Annotated in this window: 18 protein-coding genes; 8 read left to right on the top strand and 10 right to left on the bottom strand. The window is 65.8% G+C overall.

Translation table 11 applies throughout. The features are described from left to right. The first annotated feature begins 63 nt into the window (after positions 1–63). Positions 64–2,139, top strand: a complete 2,076-nt coding sequence (tkt, locus tag CFB82_RS17895) for a transketolase (RefSeq protein WP_089484723.1) — start codon at positions 64–66, stop codon at positions 2,137–2,139. A gap of 23 nt (positions 2,140–2,162) precedes the next feature. Here tkt and pgm read toward each other — a convergent pair whose 3' ends face one another. After that, positions 2,163–3,839, bottom strand: a complete 1,677-nt coding sequence (gene pgm, locus CFB82_RS17890) for a phosphoglucomutase (alpha-D-glucose-1,6-bisphosphate-dependent) (RefSeq protein WP_089484738.1) — start codon at positions 3,837–3,839, stop codon at positions 2,163–2,165. Between the two features lie 166 nt (positions 3,840–4,005). Beyond that, positions 4,006–4,224 carry a hypothetical protein gene (locus CFB82_RS17885; protein ID WP_089484737.1) on the bottom strand — a complete coding sequence of 73 codons (219 nt, stop codon included), beginning with the start codon at positions 4,222–4,224 and terminating at the stop codon, positions 4,006–4,008. A gap of 382 nt (positions 4,225–4,606) precedes the next feature. On the opposite strand from CFB82_RS17885, the gene CFB82_RS17880 reads away from it, so the two are divergent. Then, entirely contained in the window at positions 4,607–5,896 is a 1,290-nt protein-coding gene (locus CFB82_RS17880; protein ID WP_089484722.1) for a cation:proton antiporter, read from the top strand. A 127-nt stretch (positions 5,897–6,023) separates the two neighbouring features. Here CFB82_RS17880 and CFB82_RS17875 read toward each other — a convergent pair whose 3' ends face one another. After that, positions 6,024–6,182, bottom strand: coding sequence for a DUF3309 family protein (locus CFB82_RS17875; RefSeq protein WP_089448652.1), 159 nt, complete (start codon positions 6,180–6,182; stop codon positions 6,024–6,026). Positions 6,183–6,741: 559 nt separating this feature from the next. On the opposite strand from CFB82_RS17875, the gene CFB82_RS17870 reads away from it, so the two are divergent. Both CFB82_RS17870 and CFB82_RS17865 read left to right on the top strand, forming a co-directional pair. Continuing rightward, on the top strand, positions 6,742–6,948 hold the full coding sequence (locus CFB82_RS17870) for a hypothetical protein (protein ID WP_089484736.1): 207 nt from the start codon (positions 6,742–6,744) through the stop codon (positions 6,946–6,948). Positions 6,949–6,991: 43 nt separating this feature from the next. Beyond that, the gene (locus tag CFB82_RS17865) at positions 6,992–7,336 is read left to right on the top strand and encodes a DUF2252 family protein (RefSeq protein ID WP_089484721.1); all 345 of its coding nucleotides are present in this window, start codon (positions 6,992–6,994) and stop codon (positions 7,334–7,336) included. On the opposite strand, the gene CFB82_RS17860 is transcribed toward CFB82_RS17865, so the two are convergent. Together CFB82_RS17860 and CFB82_RS17855 are read right to left on the bottom strand one after the other, a co-directional pair. Continuing rightward, positions 7,285–7,431 (bottom strand): DUF3096 domain-containing protein, encoded by a 147-nt coding sequence (locus tag CFB82_RS17860; protein WP_006413561.1) that lies wholly within the window; start codon positions 7,429–7,431, stop codon positions 7,285–7,287. The two genes, CFB82_RS17865 and CFB82_RS17860, sit on opposite strands and share 52 nt — an antisense overlap. Before the next feature lie 61 nt (positions 7,432–7,492). After that, positions 7,493–8,080, bottom strand: coding sequence for a BPSL1445 family SYLF domain-containing lipoprotein (locus tag CFB82_RS17855; RefSeq protein ID WP_089448655.1), 588 nt, complete (start codon positions 8,078–8,080; stop codon positions 7,493–7,495). Positions 8,081–8,394: 314 nt separating this feature from the next. Here CFB82_RS17855 and CFB82_RS17850 point away from each other — a divergent pair, with 314 nt between their 5' ends. Next, complete coding sequence (locus CFB82_RS17850) at positions 8,395–8,571, top strand: CsbD family protein (protein WP_012328536.1); 177 nt, start codon at positions 8,395–8,397, stop codon at positions 8,569–8,571. 115 nt (positions 8,572–8,686) lie between these two features. Here CFB82_RS17850 and CFB82_RS17845 read toward each other — a convergent pair whose 3' ends face one another. After that, a complete protein-coding gene (locus CFB82_RS17845) occupies positions 8,687–9,022 on the bottom strand; it encodes a hypothetical protein (RefSeq protein ID WP_089484735.1) in 336 nt (111 codons plus the stop codon). A 527-nt stretch (positions 9,023–9,549) separates the two neighbouring features. Between CFB82_RS17845 and CFB82_RS17835 the strand changes: the two genes are divergently transcribed. Further along, on the top strand, positions 9,550–9,822 hold the full coding sequence (locus CFB82_RS17835) for a hypothetical protein (RefSeq protein ID WP_089484720.1): 273 nt from the start codon (positions 9,550–9,552) through the stop codon (positions 9,820–9,822). A gap of 67 nt (positions 9,823–9,889) precedes the next feature. After that, positions 9,890–10,069, top strand: coding sequence for a hypothetical protein (locus CFB82_RS17830; RefSeq protein ID WP_080001072.1), 180 nt, complete (start codon positions 9,890–9,892; stop codon positions 10,067–10,069). Positions 10,070–10,133: 64 nt separating this feature from the next. Here CFB82_RS17830 and CFB82_RS17825 read toward each other — a convergent pair whose 3' ends face one another. The 4 genes from CFB82_RS17825 to CFB82_RS17810 all read right to left on the bottom strand — a co-directional run bounded on the left by CFB82_RS17825 (position 10,134) and on the right by CFB82_RS17810 (position 20,921). Beyond that, a complete protein-coding gene (locus CFB82_RS17825) occupies positions 10,134–11,315 on the bottom strand; it encodes a DesA family fatty acid desaturase (RefSeq protein ID WP_089484719.1) in 1,182 nt (393 codons plus the stop codon). Positions 11,316–11,403: 88 nt separating this feature from the next. Further along, positions 11,404–11,604, bottom strand: a complete 201-nt coding sequence (locus CFB82_RS17820) for a glycine zipper 2TM domain-containing protein (RefSeq protein ID WP_226248737.1) — start codon at positions 11,602–11,604, stop codon at positions 11,404–11,406. A 179-nt stretch (positions 11,605–11,783) separates the two neighbouring features. Further along, positions 11,784–20,408: a GH36-type glycosyl hydrolase domain-containing protein gene (locus CFB82_RS17815; protein ID WP_089484718.1), complete on the bottom strand. Its 8,625-nt coding sequence runs from the start codon at positions 20,406–20,408 to the stop codon at positions 11,784–11,786. A gap of 60 nt (positions 20,409–20,468) precedes the next feature. Next, positions 20,469–20,921, bottom strand: a complete 453-nt coding sequence (locus CFB82_RS17810) for a type II toxin-antitoxin system HicB family antitoxin (protein WP_089484734.1) — start codon at positions 20,919–20,921, stop codon at positions 20,469–20,471. A gap of 327 nt (positions 20,922–21,248) precedes the next feature. Here CFB82_RS17810 and CFB82_RS17805 point away from each other — a divergent pair, with 327 nt between their 5' ends. Further along, positions 21,249–22,121: a slipin family protein gene (locus CFB82_RS17805; protein ID WP_089484717.1), complete on the top strand. Its 873-nt coding sequence runs from the start codon at positions 21,249–21,251 to the stop codon at positions 22,119–22,121. Positions 22,122–23,055 lie beyond the last annotated feature (934 nt).

Below are 23,055 nucleotides of genomic sequence, written 5' to 3'. Positions count from 1 at the left end.
GGTAGCCAACGCAACCCCCTTCCATGCGGGATATCGCGTGACAGGACGCCAGGGAGCAGCTGCATGACCTCAACCGATTTCCCGCCAACCGAAGGTTCGGCACTCGATGCGCTCTGCATCAATACGCTGCGCTTCCTGTCGATCGATGCCGTGCAGAAAGCAGCGAGCGGACATCCAGGCTTGCCGCTCGGCGCCGCACCGATGGCCTATGCGCTATGGATGCGCCATCTCAAGCATCACCCCGTCAATCCGGCGTGGCTCGATCGCGATCGCTTCATCCTGTCGGCCGGACATGGTTCGATGCTGCTGTACAGCCTGCTTCACCTCACCGGTTACGACCTGCCGCTCGATCAGATCGTCCGCTTCCGGCAATCGGGCAGCCTCACGCCCGGCCATCCGGAGCGTGGCCTCACGCCGGGCGTCGAGACGACCACCGGCCCGCTCGGCCAGGGCCTCGCCAACGCCGTCGGCATGGCGATGGCGGAAACGCGGCTCGCCGCGTGCTACAACCGCCCCGGTTTCGAGATCGTGGATCACCACACCTATGTACTCGTCAGCGACGGCGACCTGATGGAAGGCGTCGCGGCGGAAGCCGCATCGCTTGCCGGCCATCTCCGGCTCGGCAAGCTGATCTGCCTGTACGACGACAATCGCGTCACGCTATCCGCCGGCACCGCGATCACCTTCACCGAAGATCGCCCGCAACGGTTCGACGCCTACGGCTGGCATACGGAAACGGTCGACGACGGCAACGACCTTGCCGCCATCGACGCGGCGCTGCTCGCCGCACGTGCCGAGCAGCGGCGTCCGTCGTTGATCCTCGTGCGCACACATCTCGGCTACGGCTCGCCCAACCGGCAAGACACCTACCAGGCTCACGGATCGCCGCTCGGCGACGCCGAGGTGCGTCTGACCAAGCACAACCTCGGCTGGCCGCCCGATCCCGCGTTTCATATCCCCGCACCGGCGCTCGCGCATTTTCGCCGGGCGCTGGCGGAGGGGCAAATACGGGAAGCGCACTGGAACACCTTGTTCGCAGCCTATGCGCGCGCGTTTCCCGAGCTGGCGGAGATGCTGCTGAGCTCGGTGCGCGGCGCGCTGCCCGACAGTTGGGACCGCGATATCCCGGTCTTTCCGGCCGATCCGAAAGGCATGGCGACGCGGGTCGCATCCGGCAAGGTGCTGAACGCCCTCGCCCCCCGCGTCCCGTCGCTCATCGGCGGCTCCGCCGATCTGAATCCCTCCACCTTCACCGCGCTGACCGGGCACGGCGATTTCGAGGCCGCCGGCATGAACGCGCTCGACCGGCAAGGTTCCGACGGCGGCGGCTGGAGCCGCAGCGGCCGCAATCTGCATTTCGGCGTGCGCGAGCATGCAATGGGCGCGATCCTGAACGGCCTGGCGGCCCACGGCGGCATCGTGCCGTTCGGCGCGACCTTCCTGATCTTTTCCGACTACATGCGTCCACCGATCCGGCTCGCCGCATTGATGCGTCTGCAGGTGATCTACGTGTTCACGCACGACAGCCTCGCCGTCGGCGAGGACGGTGCGACGCATCAGCCGATGGAACAGCTTGCCGGCCTGCGTGCGGTCCCGGGCCTGCTGGTGATTCGACCGGCCGATGCCAACGAAACGGCCGTCGCGTGGCGCGTGGCGCTCGAAGCGCGAGAACGGCCGACCGCGCTGATCCTGACCCGCCAGGACGTGCCGACCATCGATCGCCTCCGGTTCGCGCCGGCAGAGGGCTTGCGGCGCGGCGGCTACGTGCTCGCCGATGCCCCCGACGGTCGCCCCGCGCTGATCCTGATCGCGACAGGCTCGGAAGTCGGGCTCGCGCTGGCAGCGCACGCCGAGTTGCTCGCGCGCGGCGTGGCGGTTCGGGTGGTGTCGCTGCCCTGCTGGAGATTGTTCGACGCTCAGCCCCAGTCGTATCAGGACGCCGTGCTACCGAAGTCGGTCGGTGCGCGGCTGGCGATCGAAGCGGGCGTGTCGCAAGGCTGGCACCGCTATGTCGGCGATCGTGGCGACGTACTCGGCATTGCGGGTTTCGGCGCGTCGGCGCCGGGCGCCGAGCTGATGCGCGATTTCGGCTTCACGGTCGAGAACGTCTGCGACCGCGCACTGAAACTGCTCGCGTGACCGTTGGGCGGCCCATGCGCGTATCAGGCGTTCGAGCCGCCACCGGCATTGCGCGTGCCTGCTTCGAGCACCGCGTCGACCATCGACTGCGCATCGGACACGATGCGCGCCACGTGATCCTCTCCGTTGAAGCTCTCCGCATAGATCCGGTAGAGATCTTCGGTACCTGACGGCCGCGCGGCAAACCAGCCGTGCTCCGTCATCACCTTGATGCCCCCGATCGCGGCCCGATTGCCCGGCGCCCGATCGAGTATCCGGACGATCGCCTCTCCCGCCAGTTCGGTCTGCGTGAACTGATGCGGCGTTAGCCGCGCCAGCAGCGCGCGCTGCTTAGGTGTGGCTGCGGCCTGTACCCTCCGTTCGGCGGGCGCGCCGAAGCGGTGCGCCAGGTCACGGTAATGCTCCGCCGGATCGCGGCCGGTTCGGATCGTGATTTCGGCCGACAGCAACGCGGGAACGATGCCGTCCTTGTCGGTCGTCCAGGGTTGCCCGTCGAGCTGCAGGCACGTGGCCCCCGCACTCTCCTCGCCGGCGAACCCCAGCGTGCCGTCGAGCAATCCGCCGACGAACCACTTGAAGCCGACGGGCACTTCGTAGATTGCGCGATCGTGTGCGCGGGCGACACGATCGATCATCTCGCTGCAGACGACCGACTTGCCGACCGCCGCGCGAGCGGGCCATTTCGGCCGATGCGCGAGCAGATAGTCGACGAGCACCGCGAGATAGTGATTGGGCGGCAGCAAACCGTCGCTGCGTGTGACGATCCCGTGCCGGTCGTGGTCGGTATCGCACGCAAACGCGACATCGAATTGGTCTTTCCGCGCGATCAGGCTCTGCATCGCATACGGCGACGACGGATCCATGCGGATCCGCCCGTCCCAGTCGACGCTCATGAAGCGAAAAGTCGGATCGACTTCCTCGCTGACGATCGCGAGATTCAGTTGGTAACGCTCGGCAATCGCACCCCAGTAGTGCACGCCGGCGCCGCCGAGCGGATCGACGCCGAGCCGGATCGGCGCGCCGCGCAGGATGTCCATGTCGATGACGCTGGCCAGGTCGTCGACATACGCCGCGAGGAAGTCGTACCGGTGCGTCGTGGCGGCATTCGATGCCGTCGACAACGAGGCGCGGCTCACCCCCGCGAGCCGCGCCTCGAGCAGATCGTTCGCGGCCGCTTCGATCCATCGGGTGACGGCTTCCCCGGCCGGGCCGCCGGTCGCCTGGTTGTACTTGATGCCGCCGTTGTCCGGCGGATTGTGCGACGGCGTCACGACGACGCCGTCGGCGAACCCGGCATTGCGTCCCCGGTTGTACGTCAGGATCGCGCGCGAAACGGCCGGCGTGGGCGTGTATTCACCCGGTGGCGCCAGCATGACCTCGACGCCATTGGCAGCCAGCACTTCAAGCACGCTCGCCTGCGCCGGTTCGGAAAGCGCATGCGTATCGATGCCGACAAACACCGGACCGTGGATGCCGTGCGAACGTCGATACCGGCAGATCGCCTGCGTGATCGCGAGGACATGCCACTCGTTGAAGCTGCGGGTCAACGCGGAACCCCGGTGTCCCGACGTGCCGAACGTCACGCGTTGCGCCGGGACTGCCGGGTCCGGCATATCAGTGTAGTACGCGGTCACGAGGCGGGGAACGTCGATCCACAGCGCGTAAGGCGCGAGCCGGCCTGCCAGCGGACTGACGGGCATCGCGGCTGGCGCGCCCGGCGGGTCGGATGTAGCGGGATTCAACATGCCTCCTGTATGGGCCCCAGCCGCCATTCTCGTTCGAGCGCGAACCATGACTACCGCCACGCGCCCGGCGGATGGCGGGCGCCGCCGCGCCCCCCTCGAACGCGCGACGCGGCGGCCGTGCTCAATGCGCGGCCAGCTTGCCCGCTCGACGCTCGAGCATGAGGAGAAGGGCGATGATGCTGACGAGATGCATGCGCTCCGAGGGTGTCACGCAGCCGTGTTCCAGGATCGATTCCAGCCGAATGCGCCAGAGAGCCCATGGCGCAGGCTCACCGAGCGTGACGCGTGCAACGAGTCGTTCAAGTGAACGCAGATCTCCCTCGATTGCTGTATGCGCCATGGCCATGCTCCAGTTGTCACGAGGATCGGCGAACAATCTATGACGAAGCACTGCACCGCTCTGCCCGCTACCGTACATGGGTGCATGCCGCTTCGTGTGCACTTTCCCGGCTGCGTCAGCCGCGGCCACGCGTCATTTCGATCGCGATGGTTGCGACGGTTGCGCCCGGTTCTTTGTCCGCCATCGGACAGACGCCGAATCGACTCGCTGCGAACGTGGTACGACCGGAGCGATATTGTGCGACGAATGCAAGGCATCGACGCCCAGTCCGGTGTGTGCCGTCCCGCGCGTGCCGCGTGCCGCCTGAACGACACCGCATGGCGACCTGCGTTCGACGCTCGACGCGCGGCGAGCGCGACGTTACCCACGCAGGACATTCAAATTGACCGAAACCATCGGATGCCTCATCTTCGGAGCCCTGCTGATTTTCATGGGACTCATCGGGTCGTCGCTCAAGCGTCTGCCGCTGAGCGCGGCCATGGTGTATCTCGGGATCGGCTTTCTGATCGGACCGGCCGGCCTCGGCTTCTTGTCGCTGACATTGCCGGACGACGTCACGCACTTGCGCATCGCGGCCGAAATCGGCTTGCTGATCTCGCTGTTCGCGATCGGCCTGAGGCTGCGTGTCCCGCCCGCCGATCGCCGCTGGATGCTGCCGATTCGGCTTGGCGTCGTCGCGATGATCTTCACCGTCGCGTCGATCGCCGCGCTCGGCATGCTGGTGCTGCATTTGAGTCTCGGCGTCGCGGTACTGCTGGGCGCGATGATCGCGCCGACGGATCCCGTGCTCGCTCATGACGTCGGCGTACGCGACGCGGGTGACGTCGAACTGGTGCGTTTTTCGTTGTCCGGCGAAGGCGGGATCAACGACGGCACCGCCTACCCTTGCGCGGTGATCGGCCTGCTTGCGTGCGGGTCTGGCACGATGTCGGAGCTTCACTGGAGCATGCTCGGCGGCATTGCATGGGGTATCACCTCCGGCGTGGGCGCCGGCTGGCTGCTCGGCTTCGCCACCGCCCGGCTCGTCGCATTCCTGCGCAGCCGCCACGGACAGGCGCTCGGCCTCGAAGGGTTCTTCGCGCTGGGCCTGATCATGCTGTCGTACGGCGTGACGCTCGCCATTCATGGCTACGGGTTCCTGGCCGTGTTCGCCGCGGGCGTCGCGATGCGGCGTGTCGAGCATCGAACGAGCGGCCGGAAGACGTCGAAGGAGACGGTCGGCATCGTGGACAGCGAGGATGTCGAGGCCACCGCCACCGATCCCGACAAAGCCCATGCCTTCGTCGCGGAGTCGGTCATGGGATTCACGATCGAGCTCGAACACATCGCCGAAGCCGTGCTGATCCTGCTGATCGGCGCGCTCGTCTCCCGCTATTGGGTTGACATGCTCACCTGGGCCGACGCGGCCGTGGTCGCGACCCTGCTGTTCGTCATCCGGCCGGCGGCCACCGGGCTCGCGCTGATAGGATCCCAGGCGTCGCGCCACCAGCGCCGGCTGATCAGCTGGTTCGGCATTCGCGGCGTGGGTTCCCTGTATTACCTGATGCTGGCCCTCGAGCAAGGGCCGCGTGCGCAACTGTTGCCGCTGGTTCCATGGGTACTGGCCATCATCGCCATGTCGATCGTGCTGCACGGCATTTCAGCCGCGCCGCTCATGCGTCGCTATGCGTGAGATCCAGCGCGGGCGCGGTGGCGCGATGCGTACGCGGGTCGAACGATTCGGCGGGATGCCACACCCGACACTCGCGGTGTCGGGCGGCAGTCTTCCCATGAACCTGCAGCGCCGATGATGTCCCGCGTCACAGCCTGCCCAGCAGCATCAGGATGAGTAACACGACCAATACCAAGCCCAGCAATCCGCTTGGACCATACCCCCAGCCGTTGCTGTAGCGCCAGGTCGGGATCACCCCGACCATCAGCAGCACGACAACGATCAGTAGAAGAAGTCCCAGTGACATGTCGTCTCTCCTCAATCAATCATCCGGCGGGTCATGGCGCAGTGCGCTCGCAACGATGGCCATCGAATGCAATCGAACCGATGTGTCCGTCGATACGCTCCCGTGCGCTTCCACGTCGACGCGCGCACGCGCCGTTCGCCGCCTGTCGCGTCGAAATGGGCGGTGCCGTATCTCGAATGCCGGAGGAGCCGGGGAGTCAGTCGTCCTGCTCCTACATGCAGGACACGTGCTCGATGCACCCGGTTCGGGACGTGCATCGACTCTTTCGAAATCAATGTAGGCGGACGCACGCATGGAGTCTGTCCGGCAACGTACCGGACGCGTGCGGATTATCGCGGACATCGGCGCAAATCATCGGCGTGCCGGTCCGAAGCGACGCCAGCCGCCACTGTACCGACTTCCGCTGTTCGCTCGTCCATTCTGGGTCGGCACGCGCGCATGCGCTGCCGATGCCGATACGCGCTCGGCGCCACAACGCGCCGACACACTGCCGATGGTCTCGCCGTGCTCCGGTTCGAGCGGCCGGATCCATGCGAAGCGGCATTCACCGGAGAAGCTCATGAACGACCTGACTCGGAAAGCCCGCGGCACGCCGCAACAGCATCGGAAATATGCGCAAGATACCGCGACCGATGACGGAATGCCCATTGCCCCCGAAAAGCCGAGGCTGACGAACCCGAACGCGCGCGAGCAACCGCGCACCGCGGAGCAAAAGCGTTCCGACGCGAGCCCGCGTCCGGGAACGGCATGCCGATCGACTCCATAGCGCATGCAGCCCGCTTCAGCCACCACGCGCTCAGAGTCGTGCGATGCGCCGGCCCACGCCCGTCAGCGGGTGGCAGGCTGCCCTCGTTGCGCTCCGGAGCGTGAAGATGGCGCGGTCGGCCCGCGCCTATGTCCGGGGCAATACCGTCAGATTCCACGCATGGCTCGAGAGCCTGGAGCGCCGCACGTTACCGGAAGAACCCCCGGTCCGGATTGGCGGCAACTGCCACGCAGGCAATCCGGGCCCCGTCGCGAACGCTCAGGGGCACGTCGACAGTCGGAGATCGCGGGCGCCGCCCGCGAGTTTCGTCACCTGCTTTTTCGCGAGAGGCTCGGTTCAGTGGAGATGTCCTCCGAACAGCCCGAGCAACCCGATGACGATGAGGTAGATCGCCACGATGTAATTCAACAGACGGGGCACCACCAGAATCAGAATGCCGGCGATCAGCGAAACCAGTGGGCCCGCGCTCGTGAGAATGTGCATACGCCCTCCGCAAGAATGAAAACAACCAATGAAGACCAAGCCGCCCCGCGTCCGCCGCTCGTTACAGCGACTTGAGCCGGGTGACCTTCGTGCCTTCCAGCGTCACGCCGGCCATCAATCCGTTGTTCGTCAGTACGAATGCTTCGATCGGCGCGGTCGCGGTGCTGGTGTCGACATTGCCGTTCGCGCCGACTTTCAGTACTGCCACCGATGCGTCGCCGCCCACCGACCAGCCTTCGCTGTTACGGAAGCGACCAAGCGCATCCTCGGTCATGAACAGGAAAATGATGGCTTTCGATTGCGCACCGATCTGCAGGCCGATCGAGCCGGTCGTGGTGCTGTAGTAACCGACCGTGCTGCCGGCAACGCGCAGCGAGCCTTCGCCGTACTGGCCGCCGACGAAGAAGCCGGCCGCGATGACCGACGGGAATACCAGCACGCCGCGCGCCTTGCCGACGAGTTCACGCGAGCCTTTGGCGGTCGTGTAAAGGCGTGCGAGGGTCGAGTCGACGCCTGCATCGATGGTGTGGCGCTTGTCGGTCTGGTGACCACTGGCGTCGGATGTACCGGTCGTCGTGCATCCCGAGACCGCGAGGCCGATAGCCAGGATCGATCCCGGCGTACCCCATAGAAATGTTCGTCGCTGCATGATTCACCCCAGGTTGTTCGTGGATACCCCTGACGCTACACACAGGCGAATGCGGTACGAAAGCGTACCAAGCCTGCAAAAACAGACAACCTTCTCAACCTGGCTTCGCGGCGATCGATCCAACCGCCGCCCGCATGCATACGCTGGCGCACCGGCGGCGATCCGCGTACGGCATCGTACCGACTTCCATCGCGATTGCGCTCAGTGTGTCTTCGGGCGCACCGGTTGTTCCGCGTAAAGCGCCCGATACGACGCTTCGATGGTTCCAGGTTTCGTACCGATCAAGCAGGCGACCCATGTCAAGGAGCAGTGTGATGAACAGGGATCAGGTGAGAGGCCGCATCGCGGAAGCGAAAGGCAGACTGAAGGAAATGGTCGGCAGGATCATGGGAAATCGATCGACCAGAATGCAGGGCACGGTCGAGCAGGTCGTCGGAAAGACACAAGCGTCATTCGGTGACGCGAAAGAGCAATTCAGGAAGCGGCCGTAGGGGGGCGCTCGAACGGTTCCGTAGCGCCGCGCGATCGGGCAACGTGATGCGGATTCACTGGATGTTGACGGCGCGTGCAGGCAACATCCGGCGATACCCGCTTCCCGACTGACCGTCACGATGCCTCAATGCGTCGGGGGTGGTCGCCATGCGCAGCGGCAAGCGGCTTGTGCTGCTCGTTTCCCACGCCGGGAAAGAACGCGTCCCACGCGTCCCGGACACCTTTCGCCGCGGTCGCATCTGCGGTCGCATCCACTGCATCGCCCGACTTGGCTGGATCGGAGCGCAAGCCTCGCCAGCGCGTAAAGGTAAGCATCGGCTTTTCCGTCCATTCGCCATCGCCAAACTTCGCAAACGCCGTGTCGCCGCTCACCAGTCGCACTTCATACCATCCGTCGCGAATGGGCGCGTATTGGTCCAGCGCAAACCATCGTGTAGATTGGGTTTTCATCATTGCCTCATGGATCCATGGATCGTTGTACAGGACAAAATCCGGTCTCGCCTGGTCAACGCATGCGCGCAAATCCGCACACCGATTCAGCCACAGACGGCCTGCCGCCGTCATGTTGATCGAACCGCCGGTGCGCAACTCGTATGCAAGCCCGTGGGTCAGCAGTTCATCGGCTATGGCGCGTGGAATATCAGCCTGGCAATCGCGAACCCGATCAAGCGATTTGAGGGTCTCGACGACCTCGGGTGAAAGTGGGATGCACATGGCGGCCTCCTCGGTGTTGAGTTCATCGTGACCCGGGCGACGCGCGTCGGTCTGTACGGTATCGACTATTTGGAAGCGAATTCTTCCGCAACCGCACCGCAACTCGCTGATTGACCCGCATCGAAAATATGCTTCGGTATCCGATATTGTTATTGCGAAACCATTGTCGAGCGCGCACACTGAAGATACCTGCCGGTTTGTTGTCAAGGCATCGGCGCCCTTGAATCCTTCGGCGCCAATCGTTGCTCTGTCAGGAGCAAATCATGACCATCCCCACGCTCGAATATCGCGGACATGAACTCCGCGTCTATTCACAAATGCTTTTCCCGCCGTTCGGCGATCCCCACGCTCCCGGCCCGAAGCGTTTTGCTTCAGTCGTGCGCATCGACACGATTCCGGCAACCTCCGCAACGGCACCGCGTTACTCGACCATTTTCGAGCATGGCGCTCCGCAAACGGCGGCGCTCGCACTCGACCTGGCGATGCAATTCGGCAAGGACATCGTGGACGGCAAGATCGCCCCCACGGCGATCTGATCCGTCCGCCACATCCGGCTCGACGCGACGTCTTGCGACGCGAGCACACCTCACTCAGGAGCGATCCATGAAATATCACTCAGGCACCTCAATCGATCGGCGCGATGACGCGACCCGGCAAAAGCAGCGGGATGATCTGGCCCGTGCCGACGTCGAACGCGCCGAAAAGCGCATCCGCCAGGATGCCGGCATCAATTCCAATGCAAGCAAGTGGCGTTATTCGCACCCAGACAATCGGGCGAGATGAGCGGCGCTTGCGCCGCACGCTGTGGCATGCCGGTCCCGCATGGCGGGTCACCGGCATGCCGGGATCACGCATACCGGCGCAGGCGCATCGAGAAATCGGCAATCGCCTTGATGCCGCTCTGCTCCGCGCAACGGCACCAATCCTGCAACTGAACCAGCAATTGCTCGTGCGATGCGTGCGACCACGTCCATAGCTCGAGCAACGCCTCGTACATATCGACGTACACGCGCATTCGCCGATTGGCATTTTGGCTCGTCAGCGGCCGCAGATCGGGCTTGCCCCGATGGCCCCAGGCCTGGCGCAACCAGCGTTTCATGGCGAGCGCGAACGCGCGCTTGTCGTCGCGGCTCATGTCCTTGATGCGGCGCAGTTCGCGCCGGCAGGCGGGTTCGAGCATGCGCGCATAGGCTGCCATCACCGCATGCCGGTTGCGGATGACCGCTTGCAGCGTTGCGTCGTCGACCACTGCCTTGTTCGGGAGCAGGCGCGGCTTCGTAGCGACGCGCCGAACGGTCGCCAGTCTCAACGCCGCCAGCAGGCGGATGTACAGCCAGCCGATGTCGAACTCGAACCATCGGTTCGACAGCCTGGCGGACGTCACGTATGCGTGGTGATTGTTATGCAGTTCTTCCCCGCCGATCAGGATGCCCAGCGGGAAAATGTTGGTGCTCGCATCGGGCGTCGCAAAATTCCGATAACCGCCGAAGTGGCCGCAACCGTTGATCACGCCACCGGCCCAGAACGGAATCCACATCATCTGGATCGCCCACGCCGCCACGCCGGGGAGCCCGAACAACCCGACGTCGATCACGGCGAGCAGCCCGACGCCGAGATTCGGATAGCGGGCATAGACGTGGCGCTCGAGCCAGTCGTCGGGCGTACCCGATCCATACCGGCGCAGCGTTTCCTCGTTCCGCACTTCCTCCCGGTACAGTTCCGCGCCGCGAAGCAGCACGGTCGCGAGGCCACGGGTTCGCGGGCTATGCGGATCCTCCGGGGTCTCGCTTCTCGCGTGATGCTTGCGATGCACCGCGACCCACTGCAGGGTCAGCATGCCGGTCGTCAACCACAGCCAGAACCGGAAGAAGTGGCTGGCGCACGGGCGCAGATCCAGCGCCCGATGCGCCTGACAGCGGTGCAGGTACACGGTCACGCTGATGATGGTGACATGCGTGAGCACGAACACGACCCCCGCAAGCTGCCACCAGGACAGCCTCAGCTCGCCGTTCAGGAGAAATGCCGACATACCGGTCGCACTCCGGGTCACGCATGTATCCGCGCGCGCTTCGCCGCGACGGCGAGTGCGCGTGCCGATTCCCTACCCGTCGGCCGGCCTATTTCCCGACCTGGTTGCCGACAACGCCGCCGACGGCCGCGCCGCCCACCGTGCCCAACGCACTGCCGCCCGTCAGGACCGCGCCGGCGACGCCACCGACACCCGCCCCGATCACGGTATCCGTTCCGCGGCGAGACATACCGCCGCAACCCGCCAGCACGACGATCGTCAACGTGACGATCGCCATCTCGACTGCCATGGAATGTAGCTTTCTCATGATCATCCCCTCGGGTTGCCGCCGCGCCGTCCGATCCGGCACGACGCACGGAAGCCCATGCGCTGACATCCCGATGAAATTCGGGACGTCGGTTCATGATGGGCGGTGAATCGCGCGCAGTCCGTCCGCTAACGTACCGGCCCGGATGCCGCCCCGGCGCCTCACAGAAGCACCGCTTGCGCCGCCCCCAGCGTCACGACCACGCTGTGACGCCGACCGTCGTCCACGAGTCGCACCATCGCTTCTCCGGCGGCGAGCCGCACGCCATCCACGACGAGGCGGGACACGCCGCCGCTGACGTCGTCCGGATTCTCGACGACGATGTCGTAGTGCGACGCCCCGTGGCGCAGCGTTGCCCTGAAGCCCGGCCAGGATCGCGGTATGCACGGTTGAATGGACAGCATGTCGCCATGCCTGCGCAGGCCGAGCAGGCCTTCGATGCCCGCACGATATAGCCAGCCCGCCGAGCCGGTGTACCAGGTCCATCCGCCACGGCCGACATGCGGCGCGACCGAATAGACGTCGGCCGCGACCACGTACGGTTCCACCCGATAACGATTCGCGCCGCTGCGCGTGCGACTGCGATTGACCGGATTGAGCAGCGCGAACAGCTTCGCGGCGCGATCTCCGTCACCCATTTGCGCAAACGCAAGCACCGACCACGTGGCCGCATGCGTGTACTGGCCACCGTTTTCCCGGATGCCCGGCGGATAACCCTTGATATAGCCGGGATCGACCGGCGATTGATCGAACGGCGGCGCAAACAGCAATGCCAAGCCATCGTCGCGGCGGATCAGCCGCGCTTCCAGCGCGTCCATTGCCTGCGCGGCGCGCGCCGGGTCCGCCGCGCCCGACAGCACGCTCCACGACTGCGCGATCGCGTCGATCGCACATTCGGCGTTGCCGGCCGAGCCGAGCGGCGTACCGTCGTCGAAGTAGCCACGCCGATACCACTCGCCATCCCACCCCGCATCGGCAAGCGCTTCGCGCAACACGCCGGCGCGCGTCAGCCAGCGCGCCGCCAGTTCGCCCGAGCCGCGCGCCGTGGCGAGCGGAGCGAACGCCGTGAGCGTCGCATGCAGGAACCACCCGAGCCAGACGCTTTCGCCCCGCCCGGCCTCGCCGACCCGGTTCATGCCGTCGTTCCAGTCGCCCGTGCCGAACAGCGGCAGGCCATGCTCGCCGACCTGCGCGAGACTCGACTCCAGCCCGCGCACGCAATGCTCGAACAGCGACGCGCTCGTTTCCGAGACGCGTGGAATGAAGAACGCGTCGTGCTCGTCGGCGGCCAGCGGTCGCCCGTCGATGAACGGGATCGACGCATCGAGAATCGCGCGGTCGCCGCTGACGTCGACGTAGTGCGCAACCGCATGGGCGAGCCAGACGCGATCGTCGGAGATCCGCGTGCGTACGCCGCTGCCGCTTTCGGGCAGCCACCAGTGCTGCATGTCGCCCTCGGGAAACTGGCGCGCCGCCGCCCGCAGCAGATGCTCGCGCGTCAGGGCTGGGCGGGCGACCGCGAGCGCCATGCCGTCCTGCAGCTGGTCGCGAAAACCGTACGCGCCGCTCGCCTGATAGAAGCCCGCACGCGCCCAGATCCGGCACGACAGCGTCTGGTACAGCAGCCAGCGATTCAGCATCAGATCCATCGCGCGATCGGGCGTTTCGACCTGAACGGCGCCGAGCGTCTCGTCCCAGAACGCCGTCACGGCGGCGAATATCGCGTCGAGATCCGCCTGACGGTAATGCGCGATCAACTGTCGCGCCGTTGCCGCGTCAGCGCCTTCGCCGAGCAGCAAGACGATTTCGACGCTGCCGCCGGGTTCGAGATCGACCGTGGTCTGCAACGCGGCACACGGGTCGAGCCCGGTGCCGACGCGGCCCGACAACGGCGACGCGCCGGCCCTGCCCGGAAAACCGGCGGGATCGCTCAGGACGCCATTGCGGCCGATGAACTCGCGCCGGTCCGCGCTCCACGAGGTTTGCAGCCCGCATAAATCGACGAACGCCACTCTGCCGCGATACACCTGACTCCAGTCGTTGCGGGCAAACAGCGCGCCGGTCGGCGGATCGATCTCGCTCGCGGTGTGTGGCGCCGCGGCGCTGCGCGACGCCCCCAGCGCCCACTCCGCATAGGTGGCGACGGACAGCCGGCGGCGCCGACTCGACAGGTTGCGCAACGTCAGGCGGGAAATCTTGACAGGATCGGCCAGCGGCACGAACTGCAGCAACTCGACGGCGACGTCGACGGCGGAATGCGCAAACCGGCTGTAGCCCTGGCCATGACTCGCCACGAAAGCGCTCGCGCTCGGCGCGTCGTCGCCGATCGAACCCGCCTGCGGCCCCCAGCGCACGCCCGTCTCGTCGTCGCGGATGTAGAACACTTCGCTCGGCGGATCGGTGACCGGGTCGTTCGACCACGGCGTCAGCGGATGCTCGCGGCTGTTCGTCACCCAGGTATAGCCGCCCCCCTCCGCCGATGTCAGGAAGCCGCACGACGGATTCGCGACGACGTTGACCCACGGCATCGGCGTGCATTGACCGGGCTGCAGGATCACGACGTATTCGCGGCCGCCGCGCGCGAAACCGCCGATGCCGTTGAAGTATTCGAGACCGGCGCCGGCCTGTGCGCCATTCGGTGACGGAATCGCGGGCAGTAGCAGCGGCGGGCTCGCGGCATCCGGGCGCGCGGGCAGCGGCGAAGCCCCGAGGCGCCGCAATTGATCCACCAGCCGGCCATTGCGCGCGGCGAGCACGGCCCGCGCAACGGCGGGAAACAGCGCGCGCGCCGCCACCGCCATCAGGTCCTCGCGCAGCACGAAAATACTGCCGCGTCCGGCTTCGCCCGACGGCTGCCGGGGCCGCACCAGCCCCTCGAGCGCCGCCTGCAAATCCTGCACATACGACGCCGCGCGCTCGTTAATGATGACCAGATCGACCTCGAGCCGCTTCATCCGCCAGTACTCGTGCGCGCGAATCAACTGCCGCACCATGGCGATGTGCTCGATGTCGTCGATCCGGACCAGCAGTATCGGCAGATCCCCCGATACGCCATGCGTCCATAACGGCGACGCGCCCACGCCTCCCGCCGCCGATATCGCCGCCGCATGGCGCAGCAGCGCCGCGGAGCCCGGCCGCATCGACGCATCGCTGTAGAGCATGTATCCGGCCAGCTGCTGGAACAACGCGGCCTCGTCGAGGCTCACCGCGCTGTGCCGCAGCTGCACCTGCGCCTGGGTCCACGCGAGCATCGCCGCACGCGCGAACGATTCGCCGTCGCGATGCTTGTCGACCAGATCGAGCAACTGCGCGCGCGAATCCGCGACGATGGTCCAGTAGACGATGCTCGCCTTCGCGCCCGGCTCGATGCGCAGTTGCCGCCGCAACGTGAACGCCGCGTCCAGCACCGCGCCTTCGGAAGCACTCAGTGCACGCCGTTCAGTCAGCGCAAGCGGCAAGCGAACGCTGCGTCCGCGTCCGATGACACGCAATCGATCGGTATCGAATTCTTCCGCGCCGACGGTTTCGCCGGCAGTCACCGCCAGATGAGCGGCCCAAACCTCCGCCTCGTTCGGCGCGCGCTTGCGGCGCGTCGCCAGGATGGCGCCGGACGCCGGCATGTACTCGGTCTCGATGAACAGCTTCGAGAATGCGGGATGCGCGTGATCGGCGGCGGCCGGCGCGAGCACGATTTCCGCGTACGACGTGAATTCGATCACGCGCGGCCGGGTGCCCGTGTTGGCTACCGACACCCGACGCACCTCTGCGTCGTCCTCGGCGGATACCACCACCTCGAGCGACGTCGTCAAGGTGCCGTCGCGACGCACGAATTCGGCGCGATCCTCGGTGAACGTCACGTCGTAGCTGTCCGGCACCACACCAGTGGGCTGCCACGTGGCCGACCACACGTCGCCGCTCTCGGCGTCTCGCAGATACAGATAGCTGCCCCAATCGTCGCGCGTCGCGTCCTCCCGCCAGCGCGTAACGGCCAGATCGTCGCGACGGCTGTAGCCGGACCCCGCGGCCGTGAGCATCACGGCATAGCGGCCGTTGGACAGAAGATGCGTGACGGGGGCGGGATCGTTCGCGGACAGCAGGCGCCGCGCGACGCCGGCATCGATCCCATGCATCCTGCCGGCGGGGCGCGTGTCGACCCGCGGCCGCCCTGCCGCGACCCGGCCCGGCACCCGCTCCTGCAACAGCAGCTCGGTGGCTCGAACGGCCGGTTCCGCATGGAAGAAGGTGCGAATACGCCCGCCCAGCAACGCATTGGCGATCGCCACGATCGACATGCCCTGGTGATGCGCCATGAACGCCTGCACGATGGCAACCGGCACGCCTTCCGGCACGCGCGCGGGCGTATAGTCGAGTGCTTCGTAGAAGCCGAAGCGCCCGCACGCGCCGGCCGTGCGCAGCCGTTCGAAGTTGCACGCGGCGGCATGCGGCGCGACCATCGCCGCCAGCGCGGTCGCATAGGGCGCGACCACCAGATTCTGGTCGAGATCGCGCTTGAGCCCCAGCTCCGGCACGCCGAAACTCGAATACTGATAGGTCAGCTCGATGTCGCGCGTGTTGTACGCCGACTCGGACATGCCCCACGGCAGCCGCAGCCCGTCGCCGTAGGCGATCTGCCGACGCACCACCAGGTGGTTGGTCCGCGCGAGCAGGCTGCTGTCCGGCGCGCGCATCACGAGCGACGGCATCAGGTATTCGAACATCGATCCCGACCACGAGACCAGCGCGGCGCCGTGCCCGATCGGCGTCGCCAGGCGGCCTAGCCGGAACCAGTGGCGCGCCGGGACATCCCCTTTCGCGATCGCGACGAAGCTCGCCAGGCGAGCCTCCGACGCCAGCAGGTCGTAGTTGCCCGGATCGCGCTGCCCGTCGGCCACGGCGTAGCCGATCGAAAGCAGGTTCCGCACCGGGTCGAGCAGAAAGCCGAACTCCATCGCATAGGCCATCTGCAACGCGGAATCGGCCAGCACCTGAAGACGCTTGTTCAGCACGTCCGCTTCGTCCGGCGTGCGCGTCGCGTCACGACAATGCCCTTGCACCCCGTGCTCCAGCGCCTGCGCCCAGAACAGCACGTCGTCGACGTCGCCGCCCCGCACCCGGCCGACCTCGTCCATCAGGGCGCGCGCGACGTCGGCGACTGTCGCAGCGAGGATCGTGATCGCGTTCCATTCCGTCGCGGCGCGGCCATCCGTCGCGGCGAGCGTGTCCTCAAGCTCGGTCGCGGCCCGCTCGAATTCGCCGTGCAAGGCCGTCCGGGCGTTGCCATTTCGGCACACGGCCTTGCGCAACAGCGCCAGCGTATCGCCGATCCCTTCGTGCGCGGCCTGCCGTCCCACGCCAGCGGGCTGATTCGCCCACGCCCGGCAACCGTTGCCGAGCGCGATCAGGTGCCCGGCAAGATTGCCGCTGTCGACCGACGATACATACCGCGGCTCGAGAGGCCGCAGGTCGCGCGTGTCGTACCAGTTGTAGAAATGGCCACGATAGCGCGACATCAGCCGCATCGTCGCGAGCGTCGCCTCCAGCCGCGACACCGCGTCCAGCGTGCCGAGCCAGCCGAACTCGCGGGCGCTGACGACGGACAACAGGTACAGCCCGATATTGGTGGGCGATGTCCGGTGCGCGCAAACGGGCTTCGGGTCCTCCTGGAAATTGTCCGGCGGCAGCATCTGCTCGTCCGCCGTCACGAACGTCTCGAAATAACGCCAGGTCCGGCGCGCGTCGCGCCGCAGTTGACGCGCATCGTGCGGGGTCACCGCCAGTTCGCCTGCCGGCCGTGGTGCACGGCTCAGCCAATACGCGACCGCCGGCGCGGCAAGCCAGATGAGTACGAACGGCACGGCCAGCCAGCCCGTATGACGATCGAAGCGCCAGCCCGCCGTCAGGCTGGCAGCCGCGGCAAGCAGCGCGAGCGTCACGCCGCCGCGCATTTGCAGATAGGTGGACGCGAGGGTCCGACGGTCGCTCGCGCCCGCTGCGGCCGCTGTCGTCCATTCGAGCAGGTGGCGACGGCTGATCCCCAAGCGAAACAGCGTGCGCGCGATCGCGTCGCCCATCGACCACGCCTGCTGCGGCAGCATGACGATCGACAGGCCGAACCGCGTCAACGCGAAGCGTAGCTCCATCGACCACGCATGGAGCACGCTGCGCGTCGTCATCCTGACATGCGCGCGCCGCCAGCGCGGCACCAGTCCGCTCAATACGGGCAACAGGAACGGCAACGCGATCGTCACCAGCACGAAGGCGCTCCAGCCGAGCGATACGGGGAGCGGCAGCATCCATCCGACCAGTAGCGCGATCAGCATGGCGGGCGCCGTGAGCGTGCGGCGCAGGTTGTCCAGCATCTTCCAGCGGCCGACCGCCGTCAGCCGTTCGTGGCCGAAAATCAACCAAGGCAGGAGCTGCCAGTCCCCGCGCGCCCACCGGTGCAGGCGTCCCGCCGCGACGTCGTAGCGGGACGGCGACGCTTCGACGACCTCGACATCCGACGCCAGCCCGGCCCGCGCGAAAATGCCTTCGAACAGATCGTGACTGAGCACCGTGTTCTCCGGCACGCGGCCGGCGAGCACCGCCTCGAACGCATCGACGTCGTAGATGCCCTTGCCCGCATAGGAGCCTTCGTCGAACAGGTCCTGGTAGACATCCGATACGGCCGACACGTAGGGATCGATGCCGTGCGCGCTCGACGACACGCGCTGGAACAGCGACCCCTCGTCGCCGCTTGCGAGGGACGACGTGACGCGCGGCTGAAGGACGCCGTAGCCTTCGACGATGCGCCGGCTCGCCGAATCGAATATCGGCCGGTTGAGCGGGTGCGCCATCTTGCCGATCAGGCGGCGCACGGTATCGCGCAGCAGCCGCGTATCGGCATCGAGCGTGATCACGTAGCGCACGTCAGGCGGCACGCGCGGCGGCCTGCCTGCCAGCGCGACGAACGTCGTGTCCAACGACCCGCGCAGCAACCGGTTCAGCTCGTGCAGCTTGCCGCGCTTGCGCTCCCAGCCCATCCAGCACCGTTCGCCGCCGTTCCACACGCGCTTGCGGTGCAGCAGCAGAAAGCGCTCGCCCTCGCCAGGCGCCGCCGGATAAAGGCGATTCAACCGGTCGATGCCCGCCGTCGCGGATGCCAGCAGTTCGTCATCACTGTCTGCGTGCGGGGTGGGCGCGTCCACCCAGTCGGAAAGCAATGCGAAGTAAAGCGCGCCGTCAGGGCTCGCCAGATGATGAATTTCCAGTTGCTCGATCTGCTCGCCGAGCGCCGCTTCCGTCGTCAGCAGCACCGGCACGGCGACCATCGTGCGCAGGCCTGGCGGAATGCCGTCGCGCAATGCGAGGCCGGGCAGGATCTTCGCGCCGACATCGCGCATCACGCCGCGATTGACGAGCGCGACCGCGGCATCGAGCGCGGGTAGCAGGCCGGCGACGCCGAGCCAGATCAACCAGTGACCGGGTGGCTCGATGCGAGTGAGCCACGCCAGCATGGCCGTGAGCAGCAGTGCCGCAATCAGCCCGATACGGCCGAGATAGCCGCCGAGACCGGCGTGGCGCGTCAGGCGTCGCAACCACAACGCAACGGGCGGCCGATAGCCGATCTCCGCCTCGAACGCGGTGCGGCCGTCCGCCAGCAGGTAGTAACCGGGGTCCGTCTCGCGGGCCGGCACCGCGCCGGCGGCCGGCACGCGGCTCGCCCCTTGCGCCGCTGCATCGGCGACGGCGCGGCGGGCAATCTCGAGTTCGCTGACGGGCGCGCCGCGGGCAAGCGCTTCCACCGCGTCGCGATACAGGTTGCGCGTGGGGAAATCCATCTCCGCGAAGCCCGGATGGCTGCGCAGCACCTGATCGACCAGGCTGATGCGCTCGAACAGATCGGTCCAGTCCACCTCCGAAATCAGCCGCATGCTGGTGATCACGTTGCGCACGGTCAGGCTGGCAGCGCCCTGCTGATGGTTGACGGAGGTGACGATCTGGTCCGGTGTCGCGCCGCGCGCCGCCAGGTGCCGATGCAGCCACGCCAGCGCCGGCGCGACGGCCGGATCGGGATCATGCAGCCGCTGAATCAATTGCACCGCGAACGCATCGTGCAATACGGCCTGCTCATAACGGGCGACGAGCGGCTCGGTTTCCACCCGCGCCTGCCCGCGTTCGCCGAGCAGGCGATCCGCGAGCGCGTCGGCGTCGAGTCGCGCGCGCCGGTCGTCGATGATCTGATCCGCGAGCCGCCGCAGGTTTTCGATCAAGACGATCCGCAGCGTGATCGCCACTGCCCACAGTTCGCCGATCGTCAGCGGTTCCACGGCCTGATAGGCGAGCATGAAGCGGCATAGCATATCGGGATCGAAACGGCTGTCCGTATGGGCGACGAACGACCAGTTGATCTCGAATACGCGCGGATAACCGGCAAACGGCCCGTTGCCGAGCTTGGGAAGTTGCCGGTAATAGCGCGGAGAAAGATCGTCGCGGATCTGCCGCACCTGCTCCGCGACGAGATAGTAGTTGTCGAGCAGCCACTCCGCTGCCGGCGTGATTTCCTCGCCGCGCGCATCCGCGGCCACCGTGTTCCGGTACGCCTTCAGCAGATGATCCGCGTTGTCCTTCAGCCGCGTCGCCAAAGACGGGCCAGAGGGCGCACTGGGAAGTACCTTCTGCGCACGCGCCAGACTGCCCGCATGCTGCGCAAGCCGTTCATCGCCGAAGAACTCCTCGCGAATCGGCCGTGCATTGCTCCATGGCGATGTCCGGCGTCGCGAAACACGCGCAACGTGAATCTTCAAGGCACCTTCTCCCCAATGACCGCACCACCCGTCCGGCGTCATACCCGGTGCGTCGCACCATCAACCCGCTTCCGACAGCGATTTCGCGACGGGTTCAAAACGCACGTCGCGATGCTGCGCGGATCGATCGGCGGCGTTCGTGCACGCCATCGACACGAACGCATCGCGAGTCATGCGCAGCGCGCTCGCCGTCATGTCGATGTCGCGCACGATGCGCTTCGGCAGGCACAGCGCGATCCGCACGGAACTCGAGGTCACGCCGGTCAGGTCGATATCGAAGAACCGCCAGATTCCGTTACCCAGGTCGACATCCGACGCCTGCAACATCGCCATGTCCGTGGTCGGCGGCGGCACGAGACGCGCGGAGCGGTCATAGCAGGCCATGACCTGTCGCGCCGCAGCCGCCTGCAACTCGCCATACGAGTCACCCTCCACATCGATTTCCGGAAAATCCGGAAGCGCGCCGCGATAGCGGGGATTCCCGTGATGCGTGATATAGACCGGATATTTCATGAACCGCTCCCGACAGAAAATGACGACGAACGTCATCATGCGTCGCGGCGGCCCGACGAGTCGGTACGCTGAAGAACAGTCTGCGGGGCACGTTTCGTGGTGACCTGCCCGCCGTTCACACCCCGGATCGCCCGATGCCTCGCCACCCGGTCAGTCAGGCACAACTCGCTCGATCGAGGTACGGCACCGTACCGATCGGCACTGCAATGGCGCGCACACTCACATCAAGGGCCTCTGTCCCTGTTGCCAGAATGCCCAAGACGACCTGAATGCGGCGCGCTTCATCGCTCATCCGACAGGTCGTTGTCACCCAAACGGAGCCTCACCATGAATCCCATCACACTCGTTTTATCGGCTGCGTTCGTCCTCGCGGCATTCGCCGCCGGCGCGTGGGGCTACCTGTATCTCGCGGTCTCCCTTTTTATCGTCGCGGTCCTGATCGCGTTGTCCGTGCGGGTCGCCAACGTCTGGGAAAAATTCGTGATCCTTCGGATTGGCAAGTTGCAAAGCGTCAAGGGTGCCGGTTTCTTCATGATCATTCCAATCCTGGACAACGTTGTCGCGATCATCGACGAACGTATTCAAACCACCGCCTTCAACGCCGAACAAGCGCTGACCAAAGACACCGTTCCTGTCAACGTCGACGCCGTGATTTTCTGGCACGTCCATGACGCGCAGAAAGCCGCGCTCGCCATCACCGACTACCGGCAAGCCATTGACCGCGTTGCACAAACCTCCCTGCGGGAAATGATCGGGGCATCGATGCTGGCTGCATTGTTGTCGGATCGCAAGGCGGCCGACATGCATTTGCGCGACGAGATTGGCCGAAAGACCGTGGAATGGGGCGTGACCGTCCGCTCGGTCGAGACCCGCGATGTCGCGATCCCGGTCGCGCTGCAGGATTCGATGTCGCGCCAGGCGCAAGCCGAGCGCGAAAAGCAGGCACGGGTGATCCTCGGCTCGGCGGAGGCCGAAATCGCCGCCAAGTTCGTCGAAGCGTCGCAGGTCTACGAAAATCATCCAGGTGCGCTTCAGTTGCGGGCGATGAACATCATCTACGAAACGACGAAGGAACGCGGAGCGACGATCCTGATTCCCAGTGCCATGGTGGACAGCCTGAATCCTGTGCTCGCGCTTGCGATTGCCGGGCATGAGGCGGCGGGCGCCGCGCCCGTGCCTGCGCTCAAGACAGCGGCGTAATCGCTAGCTCGTATTCACTCCCCTGCGACGCCTTGCACAGATCGCCCGGACATTGCCAGAACGGGGTTCACCGACAATTTGATGACGAGTCTGTTGCGAATACTCCACCATGGGCAGGAGGCAGAAATCGCTTCACCACGTTACAACGCGGGGATGGTCGCGGCGAAGGTCAGTCCGACACTCATTCCAGATCGGCCGTCGATCCTGATATAGCGTCGATTGCTGAACCTGCGTGAACGTGTCATGGCAAGAAGGTAGTGGCCGCGCTCATATCGCAAAGGCTGATCCTCGAATTGCATCTGGTTCGTCACCGAGACGGTGCCGCCGACGCGCCATGCGACTGCTGCTACGAAGTTCGCCTGGTTCGCGTCGGCAACTGACCCGACATGCACTGCGATGACGGTGCATCACCTTGCGGGCGACTCGCGCGCCCTTTTCCGGGCTTTCATTTCTTATTCACGGTTTGTTTGACGGTATGCCTCGAACCCGCCAGCATGGCACCCAGACAACAATCATTTGATTTTAAACCAATATTTAATGGGGCTGGGTCGCAAACCCGCATGCAGTCTAGTGCGCTCTAACCGGAGAACTCCACGGAAATCAAGGTTACCCCGAACGATCGATGCCGAGCGGGCGCGCGAGCTCACCGCGTTTGTCTTGCGCGCCGCGATCGTGTCACCTTCAATCCTCGATGTCCATGAGCCGGAGCATCAAGACGGTCTATAAAATTAGCATCCAAGCGAGCGTGTCGACGCGCTGCATGTGAATTGTTCGCGATCGTCGATTTTCTAGTACAACGCGTCCGCAGGTAATCCCCCCGTTTTCCACGGGGTTCAGAAGTAGAAACTAAGCGGCCATGGCCAGCCGCTGCTTCGGCGTAAATCCGCCCAGGGCCATGTTCGGGCGGTCGTGATTGTAAGTCCACATCCAGTCG

The sequence above is a fragment of the Burkholderia sp. HI2714 genome (assembly GCF_002223085.1).
GTDB classification, from domain to species: Bacteria; Pseudomonadota; Gammaproteobacteria; order Burkholderiales; family Burkholderiaceae; genus Burkholderia; species Burkholderia lata_D.
The sequence above is the reverse complement of the archived record's forward strand: the minus strand, read 5'-3'. Positions and strand labels throughout refer to the sequence as shown.

Coding starts and splice junctions, on each gene's coding strand:
- tkt (WP_089484723.1), top strand. CDS start 64: ATGACCTCAACCGATTTCCCGCCAACCGAAGGTTCGGCACTCGATGCG.
- pgm (WP_089484738.1), bottom strand. CDS start 3,839: ATGCCCGTCAGTCCGCTGGCAGGCCGGCTCGCGCCTTACGCGCTGTGG.
- CFB82_RS17885 (WP_089484737.1), bottom strand. CDS start 4,224: ATGGCGCATACAGCAATCGAGGGAGATCTGCGTTCACTTGAACGACTC.
- CFB82_RS17875 (WP_089448652.1), bottom strand. CDS start 6,182: ATGTCACTGGGACTTCTTCTACTGATCGTTGTCGTGCTGCTGATGGTC.
- CFB82_RS17870 (WP_089484736.1), top strand. CDS start 6,742: ATGAACGACCTGACTCGGAAAGCCCGCGGCACGCCGCAACAGCATCGG.
- CFB82_RS17865 (WP_089484721.1), top strand. CDS start 6,992: ATGCGCCGGCCCACGCCCGTCAGCGGGTGGCAGGCTGCCCTCGTTGCG.
- CFB82_RS17860 (WP_006413561.1), bottom strand. CDS start 7,431: ATGCACATTCTCACGAGCGCGGGCCCACTGGTTTCGCTGATCGCCGGC.
- CFB82_RS17855 (WP_089448655.1), bottom strand. CDS start 8,080: ATGCAGCGACGAACATTTCTATGGGGTACGCCGGGATCGATCCTGGCT.
- CFB82_RS17850 (WP_012328536.1), top strand. CDS start 8,395: ATGAACAGGGATCAGGTGAGAGGCCGCATCGCGGAAGCGAAAGGCAGA.
- CFB82_RS17845 (WP_089484735.1), bottom strand. CDS start 9,022: ATGAAAACCCAATCTACACGATGGTTTGCGCTGGACCAATACGCGCCC.
- CFB82_RS17835 (WP_089484720.1), top strand. CDS start 9,550: ATGACCATCCCCACGCTCGAATATCGCGGACATGAACTCCGCGTCTAT.
- CFB82_RS17830 (WP_080001072.1), top strand. CDS start 9,890: ATGAAATATCACTCAGGCACCTCAATCGATCGGCGCGATGACGCGACC.
- CFB82_RS17825 (WP_089484719.1), bottom strand. CDS start 11,315: ATGTCGGCATTTCTCCTGAACGGCGAGCTGAGGCTGTCCTGGTGGCAG.
- CFB82_RS17820 (WP_226248737.1), bottom strand. CDS start 11,604: ATGGCAGTCGAGATGGCGATCGTCACGTTGACGATCGTCGTGCTGGCG.
- CFB82_RS17810 (WP_089484734.1), bottom strand. CDS start 20,921: ATGAAATATCCGGTCTATATCACGCATCACGGGAATCCCCGCTATCGC.
- CFB82_RS17805 (WP_089484717.1), top strand. CDS start 21,249: ATGAATCCCATCACACTCGTTTTATCGGCTGCGTTCGTCCTCGCGGCA.